The organism is Acinetobacter sp. 70_2 (assembly GCF_056736115.1).
In genome coordinates this window covers 66,431-89,771 of record NZ_JBWZIP010000004.1, presented here as the reverse complement: position 1 = coordinate 89,771, position 23,341 = coordinate 66,431, and the positions used below count along the sequence as shown (strand labels likewise).

The following is a 23,341-nucleotide window of genomic DNA, read 5'->3' as shown; positions in this document are numbered from 1 at the left end:
GAAGTGAAACCTCTTAGCGCTGATGGTAGTGTGGGGTTACCCATGTGAGAGTAAGTCATCGCCAGCTCATTATTCCAAACACCCCCATTCTAAAGAGTGGGGGTGTTTCTTATTGCGCGGAATAAATTTGTACGGTTGCCCTGCTTTAGAGATAGAGTGTCTTAATTCAATCAAATTGCCTTGTAATAAAAAAACATTTCATAATATTCCCATATTTGCTTAATCTATAAATAGTTAAACTTGAGTTTTCATCTATGCAGTTCAAAATCATCGCAGCCCAAGATCTAGATAAAAATCAACGTCATCAGATTGCTGAGTTATGTTTTTCTGCTTTTGATGAAGATCCTTGGAGCCAATATGCTTTCATGCAAAAAGCTATTCATGTCGTCGGTATATTGGACAATCAAATTGTTTCACATGCCTTATGGACGGATAGAGTTTTTACTATAAATGGTAGCTTCGATGTAAAAACAGCTTATGTAGAGTATGTGACCACTGATTACACGATGAGAGGTAAGGGGCTGGCATCACAATTATTAAAACATTTAGTTGAAGCATTAACTGACTTGGAATATGGACTTGCTGCATTACAACCGGAAGATGAAGCATTTTATAAAAGATTAGGTTGGACTACTTGGTGGGGTGATTTGTACATCAAACAAGATACATCTACTTATCTAACCGATGACTATGAAATTATGCTATATTCTTTGAGTATTCCTATTAAAGATCTACTATTGCATCGCTCACAGGGCGATAGTATTTCCGCAGAATGGCGAGAGGGTGAGGTTTGGTAGTTAGAATGGTCTAATAATTTTATTATTTTTTTCTAAGTCTAATTTAGATGTAGCTGTCATTTTTTTATATTACTTAACTTTTTCTACTTTCCTGTTTATTAGACAAGCCTATAATGATTCAGAATCATTCCAAATCTAATAAGGATATAACATGTCTACCGACCAGCAATTTCCAACTCCCAACAATTTAGGTATCGCGGTATATTCCAATAATGCCGAAGCTATTGGTAATACACCTTTAGTACGTATTAACCGTTTGATTAAAACGGGCGCAACCGTATTAGCAAAAGTGGAAAGCCGTAATCCTGCATTTTCTGTGAAATGCCGTATCGGAGCGGCACTTATTGCAGATGCAGAGAAACGCGGTGTATTAAAAGAAGGTATGCACATTGTTGAGCCAACCAGTGGTAACACTGGTATTGCATTGGCATTTGTTGCTGCGGCAAAAGGTTATCCAATTACTCTAACTATGCCTGCAAGTATGAGCCTTGAGCGCAGAAAAGTACTGAAAGCTTTAGGTGCTAATTTGGTTTTAACTGAACCTGCGAAGGGAATGAAAGGGGCAGTTGATGAAGCGGTACGATTAGCAACTGAACAGCCAGATGTTTATTTCTTGCCACAACAATTTGAAAACCCAGCAAATCCGCAAATCCATGTAGACACAACTGGTCCTGAAATTTGGCAAGCTACAGGTGGACAAGTTGATATTTTGGTTGCTGGTGTGGGTACTGGCGGTACGATTACAGGTATTTCTCGTTATTTTGAACAAGTCCAAAATAAACCATTGTACTCAGTAGCAGTTGAACCTGCTGAATCTCCAATTATTACTCAGACCAAAAAAGGTGAAAACATTACCCCTGCACCGCATAAAATCCAAGGAATTGGTGCAAACTTTATTCCAAAGAATCTTGATTTGGACCTTGTGGATGAAGTCTTACCAGTGACTAGCGAAGAAGCAATTCAATGGGCGAGAAACTGTGCAACCCAAGAAGGTATTCTAGTAGGTATTTCAAGTGGAGCTGCATTGGCAGCCGCTGCAAAAATTGCAGAGCGTCCTGAAAATGCTGGTAAAACCATCGTTGTTATTCTGCCAGACAGTGGGGAACGTTATCTATCTTCTGTGTTATTTGAAGGTTTATTTGAAGAATAAAATTAACTGCATAAAAAAGCCCATCTATTGATGGGCTTTTATTTAAGCTTATTTATAAGGCACTTTTTAAATTTTTTTGATGGTGCTTAATAGATCGGGCATATTTTTTCGCTTTGTGACGGGTCCAGAAGCTTCGCTCATATCCTGTTGGTCCAACATTATAATAGGCCGTGGCTTTAAACCAGCTATCTGCGGTTTGATAGTAATGATTTAAAATATAAGCACCACATTGGATATTTGTAGATTCATCATACAAATTACCAGCACAAGTTTGTTGCCAATAGCTTGGAATAATTTGAGTTAAACCAACAGCCCCAGTCGGAGAGCGGGCATTACTATTATAGTTCGACTCTTGTCTGATAACTGCCGCGAGTAAAAGTGGAGGAACATTATATTTGTCAGCACTTTGAATAATCATAGGAGACAATCGATTCGCTGTACTCGGTGGAACGGAATAAGCTTTTTGTAAACCAGATGATAGCTTATTTGAACGCCAAGTAAATGAGCCACTATTAGGGCCTAAGCTTGTACATCCTGTCATGATGATCATCAAGAAAATTATGAAAAATTTCAGACCAAGAATGTGTAATTGTGATGGTTCAAAACGATTTTGGGTTAAAGATGTGGTAAGCAAAATACAAAACCAATAATGAAGTTTCAAATAAAATGATGGTATTTAGCCGTACTTATCGGATCAATATTAGTTCTGTTGCTCAACACATCTAAAAAGTAAGAATTTTGTATAATTGAAATGAAAAAACCCCGACATCCTGTCGAGGTTCCTTCGTATTCAGCTTTATGTAGCTAACTCCTGTCAACTACCGCTTCCTGCGTTCTTATTCTTCTTCAATGAGACATCCTGTCTCTCTATGATTCATATATTATGAAAAAATACTAAAGCTGAATATCCGCAAATCACCGCAATTTTTGTACGTTTTAACTTACAGACGTACTTTTTTAACTTTCTTAAATATGATGTCGACTAGTTTCTGAGCTATAGGGGCACAAATCAATACACTTGGGAAAGCCAATATCCATGCAATAATCCAAGCTGATACCCACAATGAAACGAAGTGATGATTTAGTCCTACTACTTTAAAAGTTGAAACACCTGAAATGATAAAAGACATCATTCCCGATAAAATTAAGAGGAATAAAAGTTTCTGTACTTTCATGGTTTTATATTCCTTGATAAGCACTTAAGATCAATGCAAAATTTTCTCCAAATTGTTGAGCAGTTTTAATATCTCCTTCATCAAACCTATCGGCATGACTGCCATGTTCAGCCTGAGCCATTAAGCCTGACCATGAGCCTAGACGATTGACTGCTTGAGTATAAGGAATACCTTGGTGTTGCTCAGGCATAATCGGGTTGCCGACCCATAACATGCCGTGTTGCATACAAAAGGTAAAAATCGAAATTAGTGTCGATTGTTTATCACCAGCGGGAAGAGAGGAAACGGTAAATCCAGCTGCTAGCTTTCCCTTAAAGTTCTGCTTTTTCCATAATGGACCCGTCGCATCCATGAGTTGTTTTAATTTGGAAGATACGCCACCTAAATACGTAGGAGATCCCCAAATTAAACCATCATATTGGATAAGAGTCTCTGGGCTCTCGATAAGATCTTCGGCATTGAGTAAATCTGCTTTCATATCTTTATGGCTCAAAATACCAGTTTGAATTTGCTGAGCGATAAATTGGGTATGCCCTTGGCGACTATAGTAAATAATGGCAACAGTTTTCATGGATAGTTTCCTTTTTATCTAAATTTGAAATAGTTTTGCAGTGAGATATAAACCACAGCCAAAAACGCTATGGTTCAGTAAACTTTTTAGACAGTTCAGAAAAGGATGCGGGGTTTTTGACGAAGCAAAACCACTACCCATGGCTGGTTGCATAATAAAAAAGGGAATGAGAACAGTGACTACACCAAACAGAAGTGCTGAATAAAACTGAGGATGAATGAGCCAATCTGAGCCGACAATGAGAAGAAAGCTCACTGCAAAGATCAACCCAACACTATAATGAGCAATCCAGCCCAATAAATATTCACCCTTAATTTGAGGGCTTTTTGCAATAGATTGATGGATGAGTTTTCCTTGAAACATCCAGCCTACCCAGCGTCCGAGAAAGGCAAAATTTAAGGTCGGGATCTTAAATATTTTTAGTATTAACAGCCATATATCCATAATGACTGTTGCACCAACACCAAGACATAAAGCTTGGAAGAATAATGTACAGGTATTCATTTTTACACCTTGCTTTTATACGTATGAAACGTGATAAATTTATTGTGCAAGTTCAAGTTCACTTGAAGTCAAGAGGTGGTTATGGATATTGGTGAAGTTGCTAAAAAGGCAAAAGTCACAACAGCTACACTACGTTTTTATGAAGAGAAGGGGTTAATTAAGTCGATTGGGCGGCAAGGTTTGCGTCGGCAGTATGATAAGCAGGTGCTTGATCAGCTGGCACTCATTGCTTTAGGTCGTGCCGCAGGTTTTTCTTTAAATGAAATTGCCACAATGTTTGGACAAGATGGTAAGCCAGAGCTTGATCGGCAAAAATTAAAAGATAAAGCTAAACAATTAGAGCAAATGGCAAAGCGTTTACATTTTATTAGTCAAGGATTACAGCATGCTGCTGTATGTCCTGCTGAAAATCATATGGAATGCCCAACTTTTCAGAACTTTTTGAAAGCAGCAATTGCTGGAGAATATCAGCCAACGAAACTTTAATTCTTTTTGATGAAGTCATTTAGTTTGTGTCTGTATTGAATAGTTGGGTTTGTCATATTTTCGCCATAAAGATTTCATCTTTTTGAAGTAAAAACTTCATATAAGCTTGATTAAATTTGCTTAATTTTTTACCAAATGTATAAAATCATGAGCAAAAAAACTTTAGTCGCATTATTATGCTGTGCCAGTTTAGGATTGACGGCATGTAATGATAATAACGATCAAGATCAAACATCACCTACTGAAAACGTTACCGAACCAACTTTAATTTCTTTTGCCAAATTGCCTGTAGAAACCTATGCTGCTGGCCCAGACTCTGGTGCATATGTAAAAGGTGCAAATGGAATTTATCCTCCATTTAAAGGCCAGCCTGTACAAGGTTTTTCTGCTGCATTAAAAAATGAAGATGGCAGCTATATGGCAATGGCCGATAATGGCTTTGGTACCCAAGATAATTCAGCAGACTTCTTACTTCGTATTTATAAATTAAAACCTGATTTCAAAACTAAAACCAAAGGTACAGGGCAGGTTACGGTACAAAGCTTTATTCAATTGCGTGATCCAAATAAGTTAATTCCTTTTAATATCGTGAACGGTAATACGCCTGAGCGTTTATTAACGGGTGCTGATTTTGACCCAGAGTCAATGCAACGTACTAGCGATGGAACTTATTGGATTGGGGATGAGTTTGGCCCTTATTTACTTCATTTTTCAGCGGATGGTGTGTTACTAGATGCACCAATCGCTTTACCAAACCCATTAAATCCGACCCAAGAATTACGTTCACCACAAAATCAGTTTAATAAAGCGCAAATTAATTTTGTAGAACCTCTAGTTCAGCAAAGTGGTGGTTTTGAAGGTATGGCAATTTCACCAGATGGGCAATATCTTTATCCGCTTATAGAAAAGCCAATTAAATCAATTCGGGAAACGGAAAGACAGTTGCTGATTTCTCAATTCGACATTAAGAAGAAAGCGTATACAGGGAAATATTATTGGTTTCAATTAGACAGTAAGGCAACCAATATTGGTGACTTCCAACTCTTTAATGATAAAGAAGGCATTATTATTGAGCGTGATGCGACTCAGAATAATTTAGGCGGATATAAAAAATTAATCCGTATTAAATTGAATGAGTCAGGTCAGCTGGTAAGCCGTGAAGATTTAGTCGATTTAATTAAAATTGCTAACCCGAATATGTTGTATGGCACAGCTAGAGCAGGAGATATTGGGACGGGACAGGTTTTTGCTTTCCCGTTTGAAACCATTGAAGATGTGATTATTGAAAATGGTACAACGCTCACGGCACTAAATGACAATAACTTCCCCGGTTCAACAGGGCGCAACGCAAAACTGGCTGATGATAACGAGATTATTCAGATTCGTTTGCCAAAAGCTTTGTTCTAATACCTATAAATAAATTATGTTAAGACTACGGCGGATTTTATTCCGCCGTATTTATTCCGAGAATAAAATATTGGATAAACTTTAATCAAATTAATTTCTATATTATTGTTTTCGTATGTTTTATAAACAAGGAAAATGAATGAAATTCATGTTAAAATGATCGGCTTTCATCTTTAGATGTCTCTCCTTCATCTGCTAGCCGAGATTCGCAAGCCATGTCTACCGCTTATACCATGCAAACTGCGCCAAAAGCGCTGTTTGATTACGACAAATATTGGGCGTCGTGTTTTGAACCAGCGCCATTTTTGCCGATGTCACGAGAAGAAATGGATCAACTCGGCTGGGATGCGTGTGACTTTATTTTAGTTTGTGGTGATGCTTATATTGACCACCCATCATTTGTATCGGGTGTGATTGGGCGTGTACTGGAAGCACAAGGTTTCCGTGTCGGAATTATTGCGCAGCCAGATTGGACCAATGTTGAAAGCTTCCGCGTTTTAGGTAAGCCAACAATTGCTTGGGGTGTAACCGCCGGTAATATGGATTCGATGATTAACCGTTATACGGCAGATCGTAAAATCCGTTCGGATGATGCATATTCTCCAAACAATGAACCAAATAAACGTCCTGACCGTGCTGCAACAGTTTATTGCCAACGTTGTCGTGAAGCATTCCCAGATGTACCAGTGTTATTAGGTGGTATTGAAGGTAGTTTACGTCGTATTGCGCACTACGATTATTGGTCAGATAAAGTCCGTCGTTCGATTTTAATGGACTCAAAAGCTGATTTGCTCATGTATGGTAATGGTGAGCGTGCCATTATTGATGTGATGCATCGTTTAGCTAAAGGTGAGAAAATCCACGAGATTACTGACGTTCGTGGTACGGCATTTATTATTAATAAACATAACAAAGCATCAAAAGCAAAGTTTGTTGAAGTTGCGAGTAATGATGTAGATACAGTTGGGCGTGTTGACCCAATTATTAACCCATATGTCATGACAGAAGATATTGATGGCTGTGAGGTTGAAAAAGAAAAGGGTAACTCTTTAGCTCAGTATCAAAACTTCCAAAAAGAGATTGTTGCAAATCCGATTGTGCGTGAAGGCGACAAACTCGATGACGACACTCAAATCGTTCAATTAAAGCCAGCACCGTCAAAAGCAATTAAACACAAATTACCACCACGAGAGTTGGCGGTTATTCGTTTGCCTTCTTTTGAAGAAGTGGCAAATGATCAAGTGCTTTACGCACATGCAAACCGTATTTTGCACCTTGAAACCAACCCTGGTAATGCCCGTGCTTTGGTTCAACGCCATGGTGAGCGTGATGTGTGGATTAACCCACCTCCAATTCCTCTAACTACTGAGGAAATGGACTATGTATTTGATTTACCTTATGCACGTTTGCCACATCCTACTTATGGTGATGCGCGTTTCCCTGCATTTGATATGATCAAATTCTCAGTCAACATTATGCGTGGCTGTTTTGGTGGTTGTACATTCTGTTCAATTACGGAACATGAAGGTCGTATTATTCAAAACCGTTCGGAAGACTCAATTTTACGTGAGATTGAAAAAATCCGTGATACAGCACCAAATTTCACCGGCATTATTTCTGACTTAGGTGGTCCAACGGCAAACATGTATCGTTTGCATTGTAAGGACCCTGAAATTGAAAAGAACTGTCGTAAACCTTCCTGCGTTTATCCGGGCGTTTGTCAAAACTTACATACCGATCACGCGCCTTTAGTGCAACTTTACCGTAAAGCACGTGCAATTAAAGGTGTGAAGAAGATTCTGATCGGTTCAGGTTTACGTTATGACCTTGCTGTACTCAACCCTGAATATGTCAAAGAGCTGGTGCAACACCACGTGGGTGGTTATTTAAAAATTGCTCCTGAACATACTGAGCAAGGCCCGTTATCTAAGATGATGAAACCGGGTATTGGTACGTATGATCGTTTCAAACAAATGTTTGACCGTTTCAGTAAAGAAGCAGGAAAAGAGCAGTATCTAATTCCTTACTTTATTGCTGCGCATCCGGGTACTTCAGATTATGACATGATGCATCTTGCTATTTGGTTGAAAAAGAATGGTTTCCGTGCCGATCAGGTGCAGACGTTCTATCCATCACCAATGGCAACTGCAACAACCATGTATTATTCGGGCAAAAACCCGCTTGCTAAAGTCGCTCGTTATACTGAAAAGGTTGATATTGTAAAAGGTGAGAAACGCCGTCGTCTGCATAAAGCATTCTTACGTTACCATGATCCAAATAACTGGCCATTACTTCGTGAAGCTTTAAAAGAAATGGGCCGTGCCGATTTGATTGGTAATTCAAAGCAGCATTTAATTCCGACTTATCAGCCAAAAGGCACAGAAGGGGAATATAAATCTGCACGTAAGAAAAACTCGTCTGCAGCAGGGGATTCGGTTAAACGAAATAACCAGCAAACCAATAATCATTCAAATCAGAAGCGTCCACAGAAAGGTCAGGTATTAACGCAACATACAGGTTTACCTCCTCGTGAAACAGGTGAGAAGAGACCGTTTGGTGGTAAAAGTAAACCAAAATCAAAAGCACGTGGATAATGATAAAAAAGGCTCTTAAACAGAGCCTTTTTTGTTTTTTACGAGGTTATTTAAATCGTATAGTGAGATTTTTTGAAATTTTTAGCCTAAAAAATGTAATGAAAAATGATAAATGCTAAAAATCTGACGAGCTGCACTTGATTGTTATTGATTCTATGATTATAAATAATGTGAGGGTGGCTAAATTTAAGCCAAGCTTGATAACTACAAGTGAAATTACTAAGTGAACCTTTTAAAAAAACGGCTGTGTCGTTATCAATTAAAACAAAGTGTGATCTAGCAAAATCATTATAAAAAACTTAAAGGATTAGGCCCATGTATTATTTAATCACGATATTATTACTCTTTTTGACTGTCGTTATGGCGGCAAAGAGTCTATCCAGAAAGCATCAACAAGACAGTGCTTTAAAGCGCCGCGCCGTATTAAGCAGTCATGAACAAATGACACTTACTCGTTTACAAACAGTATTGCCTAAATTTACCGTATTAGCCCATGTTTCATTTGATGCTTTATTAACAACTAAATATGCTCACACACGTCGCAAATATCAAAATATGACGGCTGACTTTGTTGTACTTGATCAAAATTACCAAGTTTTTGTAGTGGTTATGCTTGAGGAAAATGGTTTACGCCGAGCACATCAGCAATATGAGCGCCGTTTATTACAACTTGCAGGTTATCGTGTGCTTCGCTACGGTAGTGTGCCTGATTATCATGATTTAAGAAGAGATTTATTAACCCCTGAATCAGAGATGGCAACTTTACCTGCCACGCCGCAGTTAGAAAGAATCTCAAATGCTTTTGTGAAGTCTTAGAAGTTATAAATAGAGGTTATAGCAATTTAATTTTAGGACTCATTAAAGAAGATTTGAATAAAATGCTGAAATTAAAACTTCTAAAAACATAAAAAACTGAGCACTATCTTCATCAATATTGCTCAGTTTTTTATTGCTTAAAATTAATAAGAATTATGGAAGTACTGCAACTACTGTCATTTCTACAAGTACATCAGGTGCATAAAGTTTAGATTCCACACAAGTACGAGCAGGTGGATGCTCTTTGCTAATCCATGCGTCCCATACAGCATTCATAGCTGCATAGTCTGTTTCAATATCTTTTAGAAAAATCATGACAGAAAGAATATGACTTTTGTCGGTTCCTGCTTCAGCAAGTAAGCGATCAATATTGTCTAAAGTTTGTTGAGTCTGCGCCGTAATGTCTACGCTGGTATCATCAGCGAGTTGTCCTGCTAAATGGACTAAATTACCCGAAATCGCCACTTCACAATATCTTGAAGTCACGTGTAAGCGTTTTACCGTCATAAAAATGCTCTAAAGTGTCTTTATTGAATAGTTTGATTTTATGAAGAGTTACTAGGCAGGCGCAAGCAAGTGCAAAGGAATTTCGGTAGATTATTGTTGTGATTTATAAGAATGGGTAGAGTCCCATGTACTTTAAGTGCCCTGTAATATTCGGATTTGGTCGTCACGCCAATCACAGGACGATATGCCGAAAGTAAGGTTGCTTTGGCACGTTGCAAATACATGGGTAATGAATATGCGTTGATTAGATTACTTCAAATTTTGATCAAAAGGGAACTGTTTTTGTTTAAAACTTGCTCATTTGGATAAAAAAACAACACTTACCATAAGGACAACTGAAAGTCGTCAGCTTTAGTCTGTAATTGATAAACGCCAATACCAATCAGCCGAAATTGGAAGTTTTCGGGAATATGCATCTCATTTAAAAGTAAGAATAAAACTTGAATCAGGTCTTGTTGAGAATGAATTGGGTTTTTAAAACTTTTACTGTGTTGGAGTGTCTGGAAATTCTTAAGTTTGAGCTTAATATTTACACCACGAGCATTAAGTTGTTTTTTCTCTAAGCTCTGCCAGACTTTTTCGGCTAAGCCATGCCAGTAGGGTTGGCACTGGGCGAGGGTAAAGTCACTATCAAATGTGGTTTCTTTTGAAATTTGCTGACGAGCACGTTCAGCTTGAACAGGCCGATTATCAATACCTTGTGCATATAAATGAAGTTGTTGCCCATATTTACCAAAGTGGTGAACCAAAACAGCTTCTTCAATTTTTTGTAAGTCACCCAGCGTATGTAACTCAAGCTGTTGGAGTTTTTCTTGGGTAACTTTACCGACCCCCGGAATTTTTTTTAAGGGCAAGTCTTGAATGAAACTGGCCACCTGAGAGGGCTTTATAACAAACAGGCCATTTGGTTTATTCCAGTCAGACGCGACTTTTGCTAAGAATTTATTGGGTGCTACACCAGCCGAGGCAGTTAGTCCTGTTAACCTAAAAATATCTTCCCGAATATGCATGGCCACTTCGGTTGCACTCGCGATTTGTTTTAAATTTTCAGTAACATCAAGGTATGCTTCATCAAGCGATAAAGGTTCAATCAGAGTGGTGTATTGTTGAAAAATACTATGAATTTGAGCCGAGATGGCACGATATTTTTCAAAATTAGGCTCAATAATAACAACTTGAGGGCATAGTTTTCTTGCTTGGCTCATGGACATGGCAGAGCGTAAGCCAAACTCACGGGCAGGGTAAGAAGCTGCCGCAATTACAGCACGCGGATGATGTGAAGAAATAACGACGGGAAGATGCTTTAGATTAGGACGCTCTCGCAATTCGACCGATGCATAGAAGGCATCCATATCGATATGAATGATTTTGCGCATATTATTGTGCTTTCACGATGCCTTGCTGCTGTAAAAATTGGTCCCATTCTTTGACTGAACCCTCATAAACGTTTAAGTCTACTGGTTTGGTCATGCCTCCAATTTTACCTTGATTACTATGCTGCCAAAAGAGCCATTTTCGCTTGTCTTTCAGCTCAGGTTTCCCTTCGTAATCTCTGACCCAAAGTGGTGTATTAGGGAAACTTCCTATTAATACAATGTGGTAAAAAGTTTTGGAAATATAAAAGATAGGCTGTTTGCCATAATGCTGTTTTAGGCGGTCATGCATAATGCCTATTTCTTTAAGTAATTGTTCTTTGGTGTGCGCATTAATACAGTTGCCGTCATATTCCAAATCGATAACAGGAGGAAGGGCATCAGCTTTGTTGGGTACGGTTGCAATAAAATTTTCAGCTTGTGTTTTGCCATCACGACATAAACGGTAAAAATGATAAGCCCCAACATGAAATCCATGTTCGCGTGCTTTTAACCAGTTTTCTTGAAATTTTGGATCTTTATAATCACCACCTTCAGTCGCTTTTAAATAGACGAATTGGAATTTTTTGGGTGATATTTTTTTCCAGTTAATATCTTCTTGATGATGAGAAACATCAAAGCCTTGAACCGGATAATCTTGAGCAATTGCTTTTTGTTGGTAGAACAGACCAAAGTAAGAGAGAACCCCCATAACACAAGCTAAAACAATCCCGATTAGGGTGTTGTAGCGTGGTGTAGAAAAGGTTTTTGCCAGCTTGGTCATGCAAAACTCAGTATCAATATGAAGCTCACATCATAGCGTGATTCGCGAGCGAGAAACCATGCTAAAAATGCAACTGCTTACACAGGCGTATTTTTTGGAATTTGCCAAAAGATAAGCGCAGTAATGACATTAATACAACCTAAACAAATAAGGGTGACATGGAAGGCGGTAGTCACATGTGCTGTACCATAGTAATCGGTAAATACATTAATGAGGGTACCTGCCAGTGCAACACCAATACTCATTGAAAGCATCATAATCATTGATAGGAAACTATTCCCACTACTTGCATCTTGTTGAGGCAAATCTTTCAAGGTAAGTGTATTCATACCCACAAACTGTAATGAGTTCAATGTACCAAATAAGAAAAAGTGTAGGGCTCTAAACCAAGTAGGAGTATCGACCGTCATAATCGCAAAAGATGCAATACATAGACCGACTAATGTGGTGTTAATTAACAAAAAGCGGCGATAACCCATTTTCTGAATAATAGGTCTAACAATCGGCTTAGAAAAAAGCGATCCTAACACCAGTGGAATCATCATTAAACCCGCAATGAATGGCTCAAAACCAAAGGCCACCTGTAACATAAGCGGTAAAACGAAAGGTAAGGCATTGCCACCAAAACGGGCAAAGAAATTACCTAAAATACCAATGGCAAATATTTTATTTTTAAACAATCGGCTACGGAATAATGCATTTTGATGGGTATGTGAATGATAGGCATACCAGAGCGTTGCGATTACACCGACAACTAACAGTGAAATACTGAACCATTTTGAATATTCACGTGAGGCAAGATGTTCAATACCCAATGACCAGCCAATCATTGCAACAACCAATAGCACAAACCCAATAAGGTCAAAGGTTTTAACGGTAGGCTCTTTTACATTTGGCATGACCTTCAATGTCATTAATATACCTAATATACCCATTGGAATATTAATAAGAAAAATCCAGTGCCATGTTGCAACTTCAACTAACCAGCCACCTAGAGTTGGACCCGCTAATGGACCAAGTAAACCTGCCAAACTCATGAGGCTCATGGCAGCTAAGAACTGAGTTCGGGGAATAATTTTTAAAAGTGATAAACGACCAACGGGGAGTAATAACGCGCCCCCGACACCCTGAATGACACGGAAAAATAAAAGCTCATTAAGGCTTTGAGAAAGACCACAACCTAAAGATGCAAGCGTAAAAATAACAATCGCTGATAAAAACGTATTTCTGACGCCAAAGCGGTCGGCTAGCCATCCACTTAAAGGAATACAGGCCGCTACAGATAAAACATAAGCCACCACCACGCTATGCATACGTAATGGATCTTCATTTAAATGATGTGCCATTGCAGGAATAGCAGTATTTACAATGGTGGTATCCAATGCCTGCATAAAAAAGCCAATGGAAACCAAAAGAACCAATAGGCGATATTCAGGTTGCAAAGCTTGATGAGTCGGCGTGGCATTCATAACATTTGAAAATTAACGTTTTCGCTTAGTGTAAAACAAATTGAAAGTAAAAAGAGTAAGGCAATGTTGAGTACCCCTTTACTAAATCTAATTGCTTTTGAAGGCAACGGTGAAAATAGTTAAAACAAAAAAAGCGGAAGAACCGCTTTTTTGTTGAGGTAGAGAGCTTAAACAACAAATCTCTTTGGCATTTTTAAGTTTCGGATGACGTTATAAATTTGATCGATTTCTTCACATACAATTAATTTAGCTCGGTGCTGAAGAGGGAGGAAACCTTCTTGGACCGCATGGTCTAACTGAGCAATTAATGCATTATAAAAACCATTTACATTATATAAAATCATGGGTTTTTGGTGCTGATTGAGTTGACCCCAAGTCGCAATTTCCAAAATTTCTTCGAATGTTCCTAAACCGCCAGGTAGCGCGATAAACGCACTCGCACGCTCTGCCATCATGGCTTTACGCTCATGCATGGTTTCGACCACATGCAATTCGGTCAGTCCTGCATGTGCGACTTCATAATCAAGCATAAATTCAGGAATGACACCTACAGCTTCTCCACCATGCGCAAGTACGCTTTCTGCAACTTGCCCCATTAGACCAATGCTGGCACCGCCGTAGACCAAACCAAAACCTTGTTCAGCAATTCCGCTGGCTAACTCAATTGCCTTTTCGCGATAAATCGGGTTATTTCCTGCTCGTGAGCCACAATATAATGCAATAAGAGGTTGTGTTGTTTTTACAGCTGTTATTGGTGAATCATTTACTGCCATTGTTAATACGCTATTCATTGCTTTATTTTCACCTTATCACGTTCATATTTCTTGTCTACACTAAGCAAAAAATATGACAACTTTATAAGCAGTTTTATAGGAAAGATTCATGTTTTGTATGGGTTTGGTGAATACATATAATGATCAAATAAAAATGATGAATTTATGTTAAATCTTGCCTATACTGAAAATTCGTTTAACAACATATGAACAAATATGGGTAGTGGTTGTAGTCGCTCCGTTTTAATTTCTTGTCCTAAAAAAACATTATTCCCCCTTTGTCTAGGCACGCCTGTTGCGTTGTCCAATAAAGATAAAATCCACCCAGCACAGGAGCAGGATCAATGATCTTTGAATGGATGTCTGATCCGTCTGCTTGGGTAGGCTTAGCTACATTAATTGTTCTTGAAATCGTACTAGGGATCGATAACCTCGTCTTTATTGCCATTTTGGCTGAAAAGTTGCCACCAGAACAACGTACTAAGGCACGTATAGTGGGTTTAATACTCGCTTTGGGAATGCGTCTTATCCTCTTAGCTTCAATTGCTTGGGTCGTGACACTCACCCAACCACTTTTCCATATTCTTAACCATCCATTCTCTGGCCGTGACTTGATTTTATTGTTCGGTGGTGTGTTCTTGCTCTTTAAAGGCACCATGGAATTACATGAGCGGATGGAAGGTAAACAGCTTCATAAAGAAGATAATCCAGTCCATGCTGCGTTCTGGATGGTGATTGTCCAGATTGTAGTGCTTGATGCCGTATTCTCATTAGACAGCGTAATTACTGCTGTGGGTATGGTGAAAGAGCTGTCAATCATGATGGTTGCTGTTGTGATTGCTGTGGGTATCATGTTGTGGGCTTCAAGACCACTCATGGACTTTGTAAATAAGCACCCAACAGTCGTTATTCTGTGTCTTGGCTTCTTAATGATGATTGGTTTCTCTTTGGTGGTGGAAGGTTTTGGTTTCCATATTCCGAAGGGTTACTTATATGCTGCTATTGGTTTCTCGATTTTAGTCGAAATGATCAACCAAACCATGCGCCGCAATCAAGAAAAGCTAGTGACGACTACCGATTTACGTTATCGTACGGCTTCTGCGGTTTTACGTATGTTAGGCAGTAAAAATAGCGGTTCTACTTCAGATGCCCAAACGGCTGATAAAGAAGATGTATTGGCTACTCAAGCTTTCGCCGATGAAGTCTTTGATGAAGAAAATGGTGCTTACCACAGTGTACTTGTACAAGGCGTACTTGGGTTATCTGAACGTCCAGTAAAGTCGGTAATGACTCCACGACCTGAGCTGGAATGGATTGACTTAGACGATGAACCGGAAGTTTTAAAAGAACGTTTAATGTCGATGACACATTCGCGTTTAATCGTTGCTCGTGGTGAACTTGATAATATTGAAGGGATCGCGCTTACACATAAAGTTTTAAATGGTTTCATTGAAACAGGCGTTGTTGATTTTCAAAAGTACTTACGTGAGCCAGTCATTGTGCATGAAAATGCTCAAGTGCTTATGGTAATGGAACAATTACGTCAGGCTCCTTTGCAAATGGCGATTGTTCTAAATGAATATGGTTCAATTGAAGGTATTGCGACACCAATTGATATTTTAGAAGCTATTGCTGGTGAGTTCCCTGATGAAGATGAACTAGATGCAGCAGCTGAAAGCTTAGAAGATGGTTCTTTAATACTTGAAGGTTCAACCGATATTCGCCATGTATCGCTTTTACTTGGTCGTGATTTGGTAGATGAAAGTGAACAATATTCTACTTTATCGGGTTATTTGTTATTCCATTTAGGTCGTTTACCTGAAAATGGGGAAACTGTTGAGGCAGATGGTTATCGCTTTGAAGTTGTAACCATGGAAGGCCACAAGATCGAGAAAGTTCATATTGTTTCTATCGAACAAGATGAATCAAAAGATTAAATGGTATTTTAAGTCTAGAAACATCATAAAATAGCTCAACTCTGAGCTATTTTTTTATTTGAGAAACACAGAATGACTCAACACACTTGTCCATGTGGAAAAGGCAGCTATTCAGAATGTTGTGAGCCTTTACATTTAGGCACAGCAAAAGCTCTCACGGCGGAGCAGCTTATGCGTTCCCGTTATAGTGCTTTTGCATTACAGCAAATTGATTATATTGTTCAAACCACAGCACTAGGTCAACAAGCTGCTCTTGATAAAGAGGCCATTCGTGACTGGAGTAAACAGAATCAATGGCTCGCTTTGGGAGTCATCCAAGCCAAAGAAAAGTTGGATAAGACCCATGCACAGGTGGAGTTCAAGGCTCATTATCATGATGGAAAAAGTGCTCAAATCCATCATGAAGTTTCACATTTTGTATATCACCAGCAACAATGGTTTTTCCTTGATCCAACGGTCGATATGCAGGTCACCATGAAACAGCCGTGTATATGCGGTTCAGGAAAAAAATTTAAGCAATGCTGTGCACAATTCCTATAACTTTATCTTAAAATACGCCCACCGTTTGGCCTGAAGGAAAGGGCAATGTTACTCACCGTTATTTATATTATTGCGATTACTGCTGAAGCCATGACAGGAGCATTGTCTGCTGGGCGACGGAGTATGGACTGGTTCGGTGTCGTACTGATTGCCTGTGTAACGGCCTTGGGTGGTGGTTCTGTACGTGATGTACTACTTGGGCACTATCCTTTAACGTGGGTAAAGCATCCTGAATACTTAGTTTTAACGTGTTGTGCTGCCTTTGTTACCATCATTATTGCCAAGTGGATGCGCCATTTACATAATATTTTCTTGGTGCTCGATGCTTTAGGTTTGATTGGGTTTACCATTATTGGCTGCCAGATTGCCTTACAAATGGGGCATGGCTTTGTCGTGTCGGCTGTAGCAGGGGTGTTAACTGGAGTGTCTGGTGGTATTTTACGTGACATCTTATGTAACGATGTCCCGTTTGTTTTCCGCCGTGAGCTTTATGCAAGTATTTCTTTTGTTGCAGTCATTTGCTATTGGGTTTGTCTGGACTTAGGTTTGAGTTTAGAACTTACCGTTATCTCCACCCTGGTATTTGGTTTTACGCTTCGTTTAATTGCCATTTATTTTGGTTTGGAAATGCCTAAATTTATTTATAAAGATGATGATGCAGAGTCGGCTTCTTCAACCGACGAACATTAATCATGCAGAACTTCATGTGGGCATGATATAACAATTCTATATATGGTCTTGTCCACTTATTCTTTCCAGTAGAGTTACTCTTATGGATTTGGTTTCACGCATACAAAATCTTCCAATTGGCAAATTTCACTACACGCTTTTATGGGTAGTGGGTTTAGGCTGGATGTTTGATGCGATGGATACTGGCATTATCGCTTTTATTATGACAACCCTTGTTAAAGACTGGTCATTAACACCAGCTGAAAGCGGTTGGATTGTCAGTATTGGCTTTGTAGGCATGGCTATTGGTGCAGTTTGTTCTGGTGCCTTGGCAGATCGTTTTGGCCGTAAAACGGTATTTGCGATCACGATGGCGATCTATAGTATTGCTACCGCCTTATGTGCTTTTGCCCCCGATCTAAAGTGGCTATTAATTTTTCGTTTTATTGTGGGGCTAGGACTCGGTGGTCAGTTACCTGTAGCAGTTACACTAGTGAGTGAATATGTTCCTGCTCATGTTCGTGGAAGATTTATCGTTCTGCTTGAAAGCTTTTGGGGTTTAGGCTGGTTAGTCGCTGCACTCATTTCTTATTCTATTATTCCTAAATTTGGCTGGCATATTGCCTTTCTTATGGGTGGCCTACCACTTATTTATATTTTAGTCATTTGGAAAAAAGTCCCTGAGTCGATACCGTATTTGATTAACCGTGGTCGTATTGAAGAAGCACATGCATTGGTACAAAAACTAGAAGCCGAAGCATGCGTGCAAATTGTGCATCATATCGAAGTTGTACCTGTGGCGATGCGACAAAAAGTTTCATTTAAACAGCTCTGGAGTGGTCAATTTGCTCGTAGAAGTTTAATGCTCTGGCTGATCTGGTTTGGCATTGTGTATTCCTATTACGGTATCTTTACATGGTTGCCGAGTTTATTGGTGAAACAAGGCTACGACGTTGTTAAATCATTTGAATATGTATTGCTTATGATTTTGGCGCAGCTACCGGGCTACTTAGCGGCGGCTTGGTTTGTTGAACGTTTAGGTCGAAAAATTACACTCGCGGCATTTATCGGTTTTTGTGCCTTATCTGCATATTTCTTTGGACAAGCCGACAGCGTAAATAGCATTATGTTTTGGGGTTGTCTCATGTCATTCTTTAATTTGGGTGCATGGGGAGTGTTATATACCTATACACCAGAACAATATCCAGCCAATATTCGGGCGTTTGGTTCGGGTTGGGCATCGGCAATGGGGCGTATTGGTGGAATTGTCGCGCCAATGGTCGTGACTCATATGATGGTTGCCAAAAACGGGTTTAATCACGTTTTTATGATGTTTACTGTGGTTTTACTTGCTGTAGCCTTAGTAATTTTGATATTAGGTGAAGAGACTCAAGGTAAAAGACTAGAGTCGATTGGGCTATAGTTTCTGCCTAACTTTATAGCAAGTAACTAAAAATATAGAGAGATAAGACATAATTTGACGCTCAGGTGACAGAGTCCCTCTTGTGTCTGTAACATAGCCCACTTAGCATAATACACACTTAAAATAACGACTGATTTGGAAGATAAGCTGACTATGACCAGCCTTGCGCATCATGCGACAGAAAACCGCTCTGTAGCCGAATTTACTGAACAGGCTTACTTGAATTATGCCATGTACGTCATTATGGACCGTGCATTGCCGCATATCAGTGATGGCTTAAAGCCTGTACAGCGCCGTATTGTCTATGCCATGAGCGAGCTAGGCTTAAAAAATAGTGGCAAGCCAAAAAAATCAGCGCGTACAGTGGGTGATGTGCTTGGTAAATACCATCCACATGGCGACTCGGCATGTTACGAAGCCATGGTACTCATGGCTCAGCCTTTTAGTTATCGCTATCCTTTAATTGAAGGTCAAGGTAACTGGGGTTCACCCGATGACCCTAAGTCATTTGCTGCGATGCGTTATACCGAAGCTAAACTTTCAGCTTATAGCGAGTTGTTGCTGAGTGAATTAGGTCAGGGTACCAGCGAATGGCAAGATAACTTTGATGGTTCGTTAAAAGAACCGATTACCTTACCTGCACGTGTACCGAATATTCTTTTGAATGGTACAACTGGTATCGCTGTGGGTATGGCGACCGACATTCCTCCGCATAATTTGCGTGAAGTTGTGAAGGGGACAATTGCTTTAATTCGCAACCCGCAAACTTCAGACGAAAAATTAGCTGAATATATTCCGGCTCCAGACCTACCAACCAAAGCTGAAATTATTACTCCGCCAGAAGAGCTACTTAAAATCCAGACGACTGGTCGTGGTAGTTACCGCATGCGAGCGGTTTATACCGTTGAAAAGCATGAAATCGTAATCACTGAGCTACCATATCAAGTCTCTGGTTCTAAAGTGATTACCCAAATTGCTGACCAGATGCAGGCGAAAAAGCTGCCTTTGGTAGTGGATATACGTGATGAGTCAGATCATGAAAACCCAACACGACTCGTGATTGTATTGCGCTCTAACCGTATCGATGCTGAAGCGGTGATGAGTCACTTATTTGCGACCACCGATTTAGAGTCAAGCTATCGTGTCAATTTGAACATGATTGGCGAAGATGGTCGCCCGCAGGTGAAATCAATTCGTCGTATTTTGCTTGAATGGATTGAGATTCGTAAAAATACGGTCACTCGTCGTTTGCAGTATCATTTAAACCGTATTGAAAAGCGCCTACATATTTTGGCAGGTCTTTTAATTGCTTATCTCGATATTGATACTGTTATTCGCATTATTCGTGAAGAAGATCAGCCTAAGCCAGTATTGATGGAACATTTCAATATTGATGAGATACAGGCTGAAGCGATTTTAGAACTTAAATTACGTCACTTGGCAAAGCTTGAAGAGATGGAAATCCGTCATGAACAAGATGAGCTTTCTGCGAAAGCTGCCATTATTCGTGAACAGTTGGAAAATCCTGAATCTCTAAAAAATCTGATTATTGGTGAATTAAAAGAAGACGCGAAAAAGTTTGGTGACGAACGCCGTTCTCCAATTGTTGCACGTGCTGAAGCGGTTCAAATTAAAGAACAAGATCTAATGCCAGCTGAAACGGTAACCGTTGTGTTGTCTGAAGCAGGTTGGGTTCGTGCGGCAAAAGGCGCAGATGTTGATGCTGAAAACCTGAACTACCGTGCAGGGGACCAATATTTAAGTCATGCTGTAGGTAAAACCAATCAACGGGTTTACTTCCTTGATGAAACAGGGCGTAGTTATGCCTTACCAATTAGCAGCTTACCTTCGGCTAGAGGTTTAGGCGATCCATTAAGTTCGAAACTGTCACCAGCAAGTGGCGTAGCGTTTATTCAGGCTTATTTAGATGATGAAGAATCTGAACTGATTGCTGCAAGCTCATCGGGTTATGGTTTTAAAACTCAAGTCAAACAGTTAGATACCAATGCTAAAGCTGGTAAGACATTCTTAACGGTACCTGATAAGGCAAAAGCATTACCGCTCATCTCTGCCCAAAATATGACGCATTTGGCTGTGCTGAGCTCGGCAGGGCGTTTGTTAATTTTAGATTTGGCAGAACTACCAAATTTAAATAAAGGTAAAGGTAATAAGTTGATACAACTTGAAGCCAAAGAGCAGATTTTATCCATGACAACCCTGAACTTAGATGAAATAATTCAGGTGGTTGCAGGTCAACAACATCTAAAATTAAAAGGTGATGATCTACAAAAATACATGGGTAAACGTGCTTCGAAAGGTCAGCTCTTACCACGTGGATATCAAAAAGCAAATAAACTGTTGATTCAGAGATAAAGCTAGCGTCTGGCAACATAAATACGCTATATATGGCAACAAGTTCAAGCAATGAACTGAACTTGTTGGTATGGAATAATGATTAAAAGGGCAGCAATTTGGAGTACATAATTTGTACTCCATGCAAAAAATTTGGCAGGGTCAAATTGTCAAAACTTCTGTCTCATAATCTTGTTCGAAAGTGTCATGAATGTGCCAATAAGTTTTAAATATGTTCTGGCACCAAGAAGCTAAAGAATAGCTGGGGCATTGAATAACAGTTATTACTAAGGATTACGAATCGGAGATAATGGCATTATGGAAAAGATTTGGTTTGCAGAATACCAAAAGACAGGGATTCCAGAAACAGTAGCATTGCCTGCAGAAAATACCTCACTTGTTGATATTTTTGAGCGTAATTTCCAAAAATTTGGTTCTCGTGATGCCTTTATCTTTATGGATAAAGCCATGTCATTTAACGAGTTGGAACTTGCAAGCCGTAAGTTCGCGACCTATTTGCAAAATTTGGGGTTAGCAAAAGGTACGCGCGTTGCAGTAATGATGCCAAACGTATTGCAGTATCCTGTCGTGGCATTGGCGGTTTTCCGTGCTGGCTTGATTTTAGTGAATGTTAACCCGCTGTATACTGCGCGTGAGCTTGAGCATCAGTTAAACGACTCAGGTGCGGAAGTTCTTGTCATTATTGAGAACTTTGCGAGTGTTTACCAAAGTATTTTAGGAAAAACTCCGGTCAAACACGTCGTGGTTGCTTCTGTTGGAGATATGCTAGGAACACTGAAAGGTACTTTAGTGAACTTTGTTTTACGCAAAGTGCGTAAACAAATTCCAGCTTGGAACATTCCTGGTCATGTTAAGTTTAACAGTGCATTGAATAAAGAAAATCCAAGCAATTATAAGCGCCCGACTTTAACTCTAAGTGATACTGCCGTGCTTCAATATACCGGTGGTACAACAGGTGTTTCAAAAGGTGCTGAGCTGACTCACCGTAATTTAGTTGCTAACCTTTTACAGTGTGACGGTATTTTCCAAAGTAAATTTGGTGTAAATGAGGGTGCTAAAGGCGATCGTATTGTTTGTGCATTACCTCTTTACCATATTTTTGCGTTCATGGTTTGTGCGATGTACGGTATGTACAAAGGGCAGGCAAATATCTTGATTCCAAACCCACGTGATTTACCAGCCGTGATTAAGGAGTTACGTAAATATCAACCTTCTTTCTTCCCTGCAGTAAATACGTTATTTAATGCCTTAGTGAATAATGAAGAGTTCAAGCAGCTTGACCATAGCAATTTAAAAATGGCGATGGGCGGTGGTATGGCAGTTCTGCCTTCTACAGCAGAAGCTTGGAAGAAAATTACGGGCACAACCATTATTGAAGGTTACGGTTTATCGGAAACTTCTCCGGTAGCGACTGCAAACCCTCCAGCTTCTACTGAATTTAGTGGCACGATTGGTATTCCATTACCTTTAACAGAAGTTGCTATTTTAGATGATGACGGTAAAGAAGTACCTTTAGGTGAACAAGGCGAAATCTCAATCCGTGGTCCGCAAGTCATGAAGGGCTATTGGAACCGTCCAGATGAGACCGCTAAAGTGATGACAGCCGATGGTTTCTTCCGTACTGGTGACATTGGTGTAATGGACAGCCGTGGATATACAAAAATTGTAGATCGTAAAAAAGATATGATTTTGGTTTCAGGCTTTAACGTTTACCCAAGTGAAATTGAAGAAGTTATTGCTAAACATCCAAAAGTTTTGGAAGTTGCTGCAATTGGTGTTCCTGATGAAAAATCAGGTGAAGTGCCAAAACTCTTTATTGTGAAAAAAGATCCAAGTTTAACCACAGAAGAAATTTTGAACTTTGCTAAAGAAAACTTAACAGGCTACAAACGCCCTCGTTATGTTGAGTTTATGGATGAATTACCAAAATCAAATGTAGGTAAAATTTTACGTAAAGACTTACGTAAACCTGCTTAATCGTTAGTGAATAAAAAAGCGCCGTAGGGCGCTTTTT

The 23,341-nt window shown here is 39.5% G+C and carries 21 protein-coding genes and 1 pseudogene; 13 read left to right on the top strand and 9 right to left on the bottom strand.

Going from position 1 to position 23,341, the window contains the following annotated elements:
• Positions 1 to 254 precede the first annotated feature (254 nt).
• The gene (locus AC1PJ9_RS03085) at positions 255 to 797 is read left to right on the top strand and encodes a GNAT family N-acetyltransferase (RefSeq protein WP_311087009.1); all 543 of its coding nucleotides are present in this window, start codon (positions 255 to 257) and stop codon (positions 795 to 797) included.
• 151 nt (positions 798 to 948) lie between these two features.
• Complete coding sequence (cysK, locus tag AC1PJ9_RS03080) at positions 949 to 1,947, top strand: cysteine synthase A (protein WP_311087008.1); 999 nt, start codon at positions 949 to 951, stop codon at positions 1,945 to 1,947.
• Between the two features lie 52 nt (positions 1,948 to 1,999).
• On the opposite strand, the gene AC1PJ9_RS03075 is transcribed toward cysK, so the two are convergent.
• The 4 genes from AC1PJ9_RS03075 to AC1PJ9_RS03060 all read right to left on the bottom strand — a co-directional run bounded on the left by AC1PJ9_RS03075 (position 2,000) and on the right by AC1PJ9_RS03060 (position 4,197).
• Positions 2,000 to 2,497, bottom strand: a complete 498-nt coding sequence (locus AC1PJ9_RS03075; RefSeq protein ID WP_409070587.1) for a lytic transglycosylase domain-containing protein — start codon at positions 2,495 to 2,497, stop codon at positions 2,000 to 2,002.
• A 391-nt stretch (positions 2,498 to 2,888) separates the two neighbouring features.
• Positions 2,889 to 3,122 carry a DUF2798 domain-containing protein gene (locus AC1PJ9_RS03070; RefSeq protein WP_311087006.1) on the bottom strand — a complete coding sequence of 78 codons (234 nt, stop codon included), beginning with the start codon at positions 3,120 to 3,122 and terminating at the stop codon, positions 2,889 to 2,891.
• Positions 3,123 to 3,126: 4 nt separating this feature from the next.
• Positions 3,127 to 3,693 carry a flavodoxin family protein gene (locus AC1PJ9_RS03065; protein WP_311087005.1) on the bottom strand — a complete coding sequence of 189 codons (567 nt, stop codon included), beginning with the start codon at positions 3,691 to 3,693 and terminating at the stop codon, positions 3,127 to 3,129.
• A gap of 18 nt (positions 3,694 to 3,711) precedes the next feature.
• Positions 3,712 to 4,197, bottom strand: a complete 486-nt coding sequence (locus tag AC1PJ9_RS03060; protein WP_311087004.1) for a DUF2938 domain-containing protein — start codon at positions 4,195 to 4,197, stop codon at positions 3,712 to 3,714.
• A gap of 81 nt (positions 4,198 to 4,278) precedes the next feature.
• Between AC1PJ9_RS03060 and AC1PJ9_RS03055 the strand changes: the two genes are divergently transcribed.
• From AC1PJ9_RS03055 to AC1PJ9_RS03040, 4 genes are all read left to right on the top strand, one after another.
• Entirely contained in the window at positions 4,279 to 4,683 is a 405-nt protein-coding gene (locus AC1PJ9_RS03055; RefSeq protein WP_311087003.1) for a helix-turn-helix domain-containing protein, read from the top strand.
• Between the two features lie 147 nt (positions 4,684 to 4,830).
• Positions 4,831 to 6,090 carry an esterase-like activity of phytase family protein gene (locus AC1PJ9_RS03050; protein ID WP_311087002.1) on the top strand — a complete coding sequence of 420 codons (1,260 nt, stop codon included), beginning with the start codon at positions 4,831 to 4,833 and terminating at the stop codon, positions 6,088 to 6,090.
• Between the two features lie 215 nt (positions 6,091 to 6,305).
• Positions 6,306 to 8,684 carry a YgiQ family radical SAM protein gene (locus AC1PJ9_RS03045; protein WP_311087001.1) on the top strand — a complete coding sequence of 793 codons (2,379 nt, stop codon included), beginning with the start codon at positions 6,306 to 6,308 and terminating at the stop codon, positions 8,682 to 8,684.
• A 315-nt stretch (positions 8,685 to 8,999) separates the two neighbouring features.
• Entirely contained in the window at positions 9,000 to 9,500 is a 501-nt protein-coding gene (locus AC1PJ9_RS03040) for a DUF2726 domain-containing protein (protein WP_311078089.1), read from the top strand.
• 153 nt (positions 9,501 to 9,653) lie between these two features.
• Here AC1PJ9_RS03040 and AC1PJ9_RS03035 read toward each other — a convergent pair whose 3' ends face one another.
• Positions 9,654 to 10,007 carry a RidA family protein gene (locus AC1PJ9_RS03035; RefSeq protein WP_004711002.1) on the bottom strand — a complete coding sequence of 118 codons (354 nt, stop codon included), beginning with the start codon at positions 10,005 to 10,007 and terminating at the stop codon, positions 9,654 to 9,656.
• A gap of 199 nt (positions 10,008 to 10,206) precedes the next feature.
• Here AC1PJ9_RS03035 and AC1PJ9_RS03030 point away from each other — a divergent pair.
• Positions 10,207 to 10,269, top strand: a pseudogene (locus AC1PJ9_RS03030) (hypothetical protein); the annotation flags it as partial.
• 58 nt (positions 10,270 to 10,327) lie between these two features.
• On the opposite strand, the gene dinB reads toward AC1PJ9_RS03030, so the two are convergent.
• The 4 genes from dinB to AC1PJ9_RS03010 form a co-directional block, all read right to left on the bottom strand.
• Entirely contained in the window at positions 10,328 to 11,383 is a 1,056-nt protein-coding gene (gene dinB, locus AC1PJ9_RS03025; RefSeq protein ID WP_311078092.1) for a DNA polymerase IV, read from the bottom strand.
• Position 11,384: 1 nt separating this feature from the next.
• Positions 11,385 to 12,143: a glycoside hydrolase family 25 protein gene (locus AC1PJ9_RS03020; RefSeq protein WP_311087000.1), complete on the bottom strand. Its 759-nt coding sequence runs from the start codon at positions 12,141 to 12,143 to the stop codon at positions 11,385 to 11,387.
• Between the two features lie 77 nt (positions 12,144 to 12,220).
• Entirely contained in the window at positions 12,221 to 13,612 is a 1,392-nt protein-coding gene (mdtD, locus tag AC1PJ9_RS03015; RefSeq protein WP_311086999.1) for a multidrug transporter subunit MdtD, read from the bottom strand.
• A 167-nt stretch (positions 13,613 to 13,779) separates the two neighbouring features.
• A complete protein-coding gene (locus AC1PJ9_RS03010) occupies positions 13,780 to 14,403 on the bottom strand; it encodes an LOG family protein (RefSeq protein WP_263612721.1) in 624 nt (207 codons plus the stop codon).
• 326 nt (positions 14,404 to 14,729) lie between these two features.
• On the opposite strand from AC1PJ9_RS03010, the gene AC1PJ9_RS03005 reads away from it, so the two are divergent.
• The 6 genes from AC1PJ9_RS03005 to AC1PJ9_RS02980 all read left to right on the top strand — a co-directional run bounded on the left by AC1PJ9_RS03005 (position 14,730) and on the right by AC1PJ9_RS02980 (position 23,304).
• Entirely contained in the window at positions 14,730 to 16,322 is a 1,593-nt protein-coding gene (locus AC1PJ9_RS03005) for a TerC family protein (RefSeq protein ID WP_263612722.1), read from the top strand.
• Between the two features lie 72 nt (positions 16,323 to 16,394).
• A complete protein-coding gene (locus AC1PJ9_RS03000) occupies positions 16,395 to 16,862 on the top strand; it encodes a YchJ family protein (RefSeq protein ID WP_311086998.1) in 468 nt (155 codons plus the stop codon).
• A gap of 45 nt (positions 16,863 to 16,907) precedes the next feature.
• On the top strand, positions 16,908 to 17,552 hold the full coding sequence (locus tag AC1PJ9_RS02995; RefSeq protein ID WP_002048969.1) for a trimeric intracellular cation channel family protein: 645 nt from the start codon (positions 16,908 to 16,910) through the stop codon (positions 17,550 to 17,552).
• An 82-nt stretch (positions 17,553 to 17,634) separates the two neighbouring features.
• Positions 17,635 to 18,954, top strand: a complete 1,320-nt coding sequence (niaP, locus tag AC1PJ9_RS02990; protein WP_311086997.1) for a niacin transporter NiaP — start codon at positions 17,635 to 17,637, stop codon at positions 18,952 to 18,954.
• A 153-nt stretch (positions 18,955 to 19,107) separates the two neighbouring features.
• Positions 19,108 to 21,327, top strand: a complete 2,220-nt coding sequence (gene parC / locus AC1PJ9_RS02985; protein ID WP_263612725.1) for a DNA topoisomerase IV subunit A — start codon at positions 19,108 to 19,110, stop codon at positions 21,325 to 21,327.
• A 297-nt stretch (positions 21,328 to 21,624) separates the two neighbouring features.
• Positions 21,625 to 23,304: a long-chain-fatty-acid--CoA ligase gene (locus AC1PJ9_RS02980; RefSeq protein ID WP_311070233.1), complete on the top strand. Its 1,680-nt coding sequence runs from the start codon at positions 21,625 to 21,627 to the stop codon at positions 23,302 to 23,304.
• Positions 23,305 to 23,341 lie beyond the last annotated feature (37 nt).

Excerpts from the sequence above, each read along its gene's own strand:
- cysK (WP_311087008.1), top strand. The coding sequence starts at position 949 with ATGTCTACCGACCAGCAATTTCCAACTCCCAACAATTTAGGTATCGCG.
- AC1PJ9_RS03010 (WP_263612721.1), bottom strand. The coding sequence starts at position 14,403 with ATGAATAGCGTATTAACAATGGCAGTAAATGATTCACCAATAACAGCT.
- AC1PJ9_RS03060 (WP_311087004.1), bottom strand. The coding sequence starts at position 4,197 with ATGAATACCTGTACATTATTCTTCCAAGCTTTATGTCTTGGTGTTGGT.
- AC1PJ9_RS03055 (WP_311087003.1), top strand. The coding sequence starts at position 4,279 with ATGGATATTGGTGAAGTTGCTAAAAAGGCAAAAGTCACAACAGCTACA.
- AC1PJ9_RS03000 (WP_311086998.1), top strand. The coding sequence starts at position 16,395 with ATGACTCAACACACTTGTCCATGTGGAAAAGGCAGCTATTCAGAATGT.
- parC (WP_263612725.1), top strand. The coding sequence starts at position 19,108 with ATGACCAGCCTTGCGCATCATGCGACAGAAAACCGCTCTGTAGCCGAA.
- AC1PJ9_RS03070 (WP_311087006.1), bottom strand. The coding sequence starts at position 3,122 with ATGAAAGTACAGAAACTTTTATTCCTCTTAATTTTATCGGGAATGATG.
- AC1PJ9_RS03075 (WP_409070587.1), bottom strand. The coding sequence starts at position 2,497 with ATGATCATCATGACAGGATGTACAAGCTTAGGCCCTAATAGTGGCTCA.
- AC1PJ9_RS03040 (WP_311078089.1), top strand. The coding sequence starts at position 9,000 with ATGTATTATTTAATCACGATATTATTACTCTTTTTGACTGTCGTTATG.
- niaP (WP_311086997.1), top strand. The coding sequence starts at position 17,635 with ATGGATTTGGTTTCACGCATACAAAATCTTCCAATTGGCAAATTTCAC.
- AC1PJ9_RS03050 (WP_311087002.1), top strand. The coding sequence starts at position 4,831 with ATGAGCAAAAAAACTTTAGTCGCATTATTATGCTGTGCCAGTTTAGGA.
- dinB (WP_311078092.1), bottom strand. The coding sequence starts at position 11,383 with ATGCGCAAAATCATTCATATCGATATGGATGCCTTCTATGCATCGGTC.
- AC1PJ9_RS02995 (WP_002048969.1), top strand. The coding sequence starts at position 16,908 with ATGTTACTCACCGTTATTTATATTATTGCGATTACTGCTGAAGCCATG.
- AC1PJ9_RS03065 (WP_311087005.1), bottom strand. The coding sequence starts at position 3,693 with ATGAAAACTGTTGCCATTATTTACTATAGTCGCCAAGGGCATACCCAA.
- AC1PJ9_RS03085 (WP_311087009.1), top strand. The coding sequence starts at position 255 with ATGCAGTTCAAAATCATCGCAGCCCAAGATCTAGATAAAAATCAACGT.
- AC1PJ9_RS03020 (WP_311087000.1), bottom strand. The coding sequence starts at position 12,143 with ATGACCAAGCTGGCAAAAACCTTTTCTACACCACGCTACAACACCCTA.
- AC1PJ9_RS03045 (WP_311087001.1), top strand. The coding sequence starts at position 6,306 with ATGTCTACCGCTTATACCATGCAAACTGCGCCAAAAGCGCTGTTTGAT.
- AC1PJ9_RS03005 (WP_263612722.1), top strand. The coding sequence starts at position 14,730 with ATGATCTTTGAATGGATGTCTGATCCGTCTGCTTGGGTAGGCTTAGCT.
- mdtD (WP_311086999.1), bottom strand. The coding sequence starts at position 13,612 with ATGAATGCCACGCCGACTCATCAAGCTTTGCAACCTGAATATCGCCTA.
- AC1PJ9_RS02980 (WP_311070233.1), top strand. The coding sequence starts at position 21,625 with ATGGAAAAGATTTGGTTTGCAGAATACCAAAAGACAGGGATTCCAGAA.
- AC1PJ9_RS03035 (WP_004711002.1), bottom strand. The coding sequence starts at position 10,007 with ATGACGGTAAAACGCTTACACGTGACTTCAAGATATTGTGAAGTGGCG.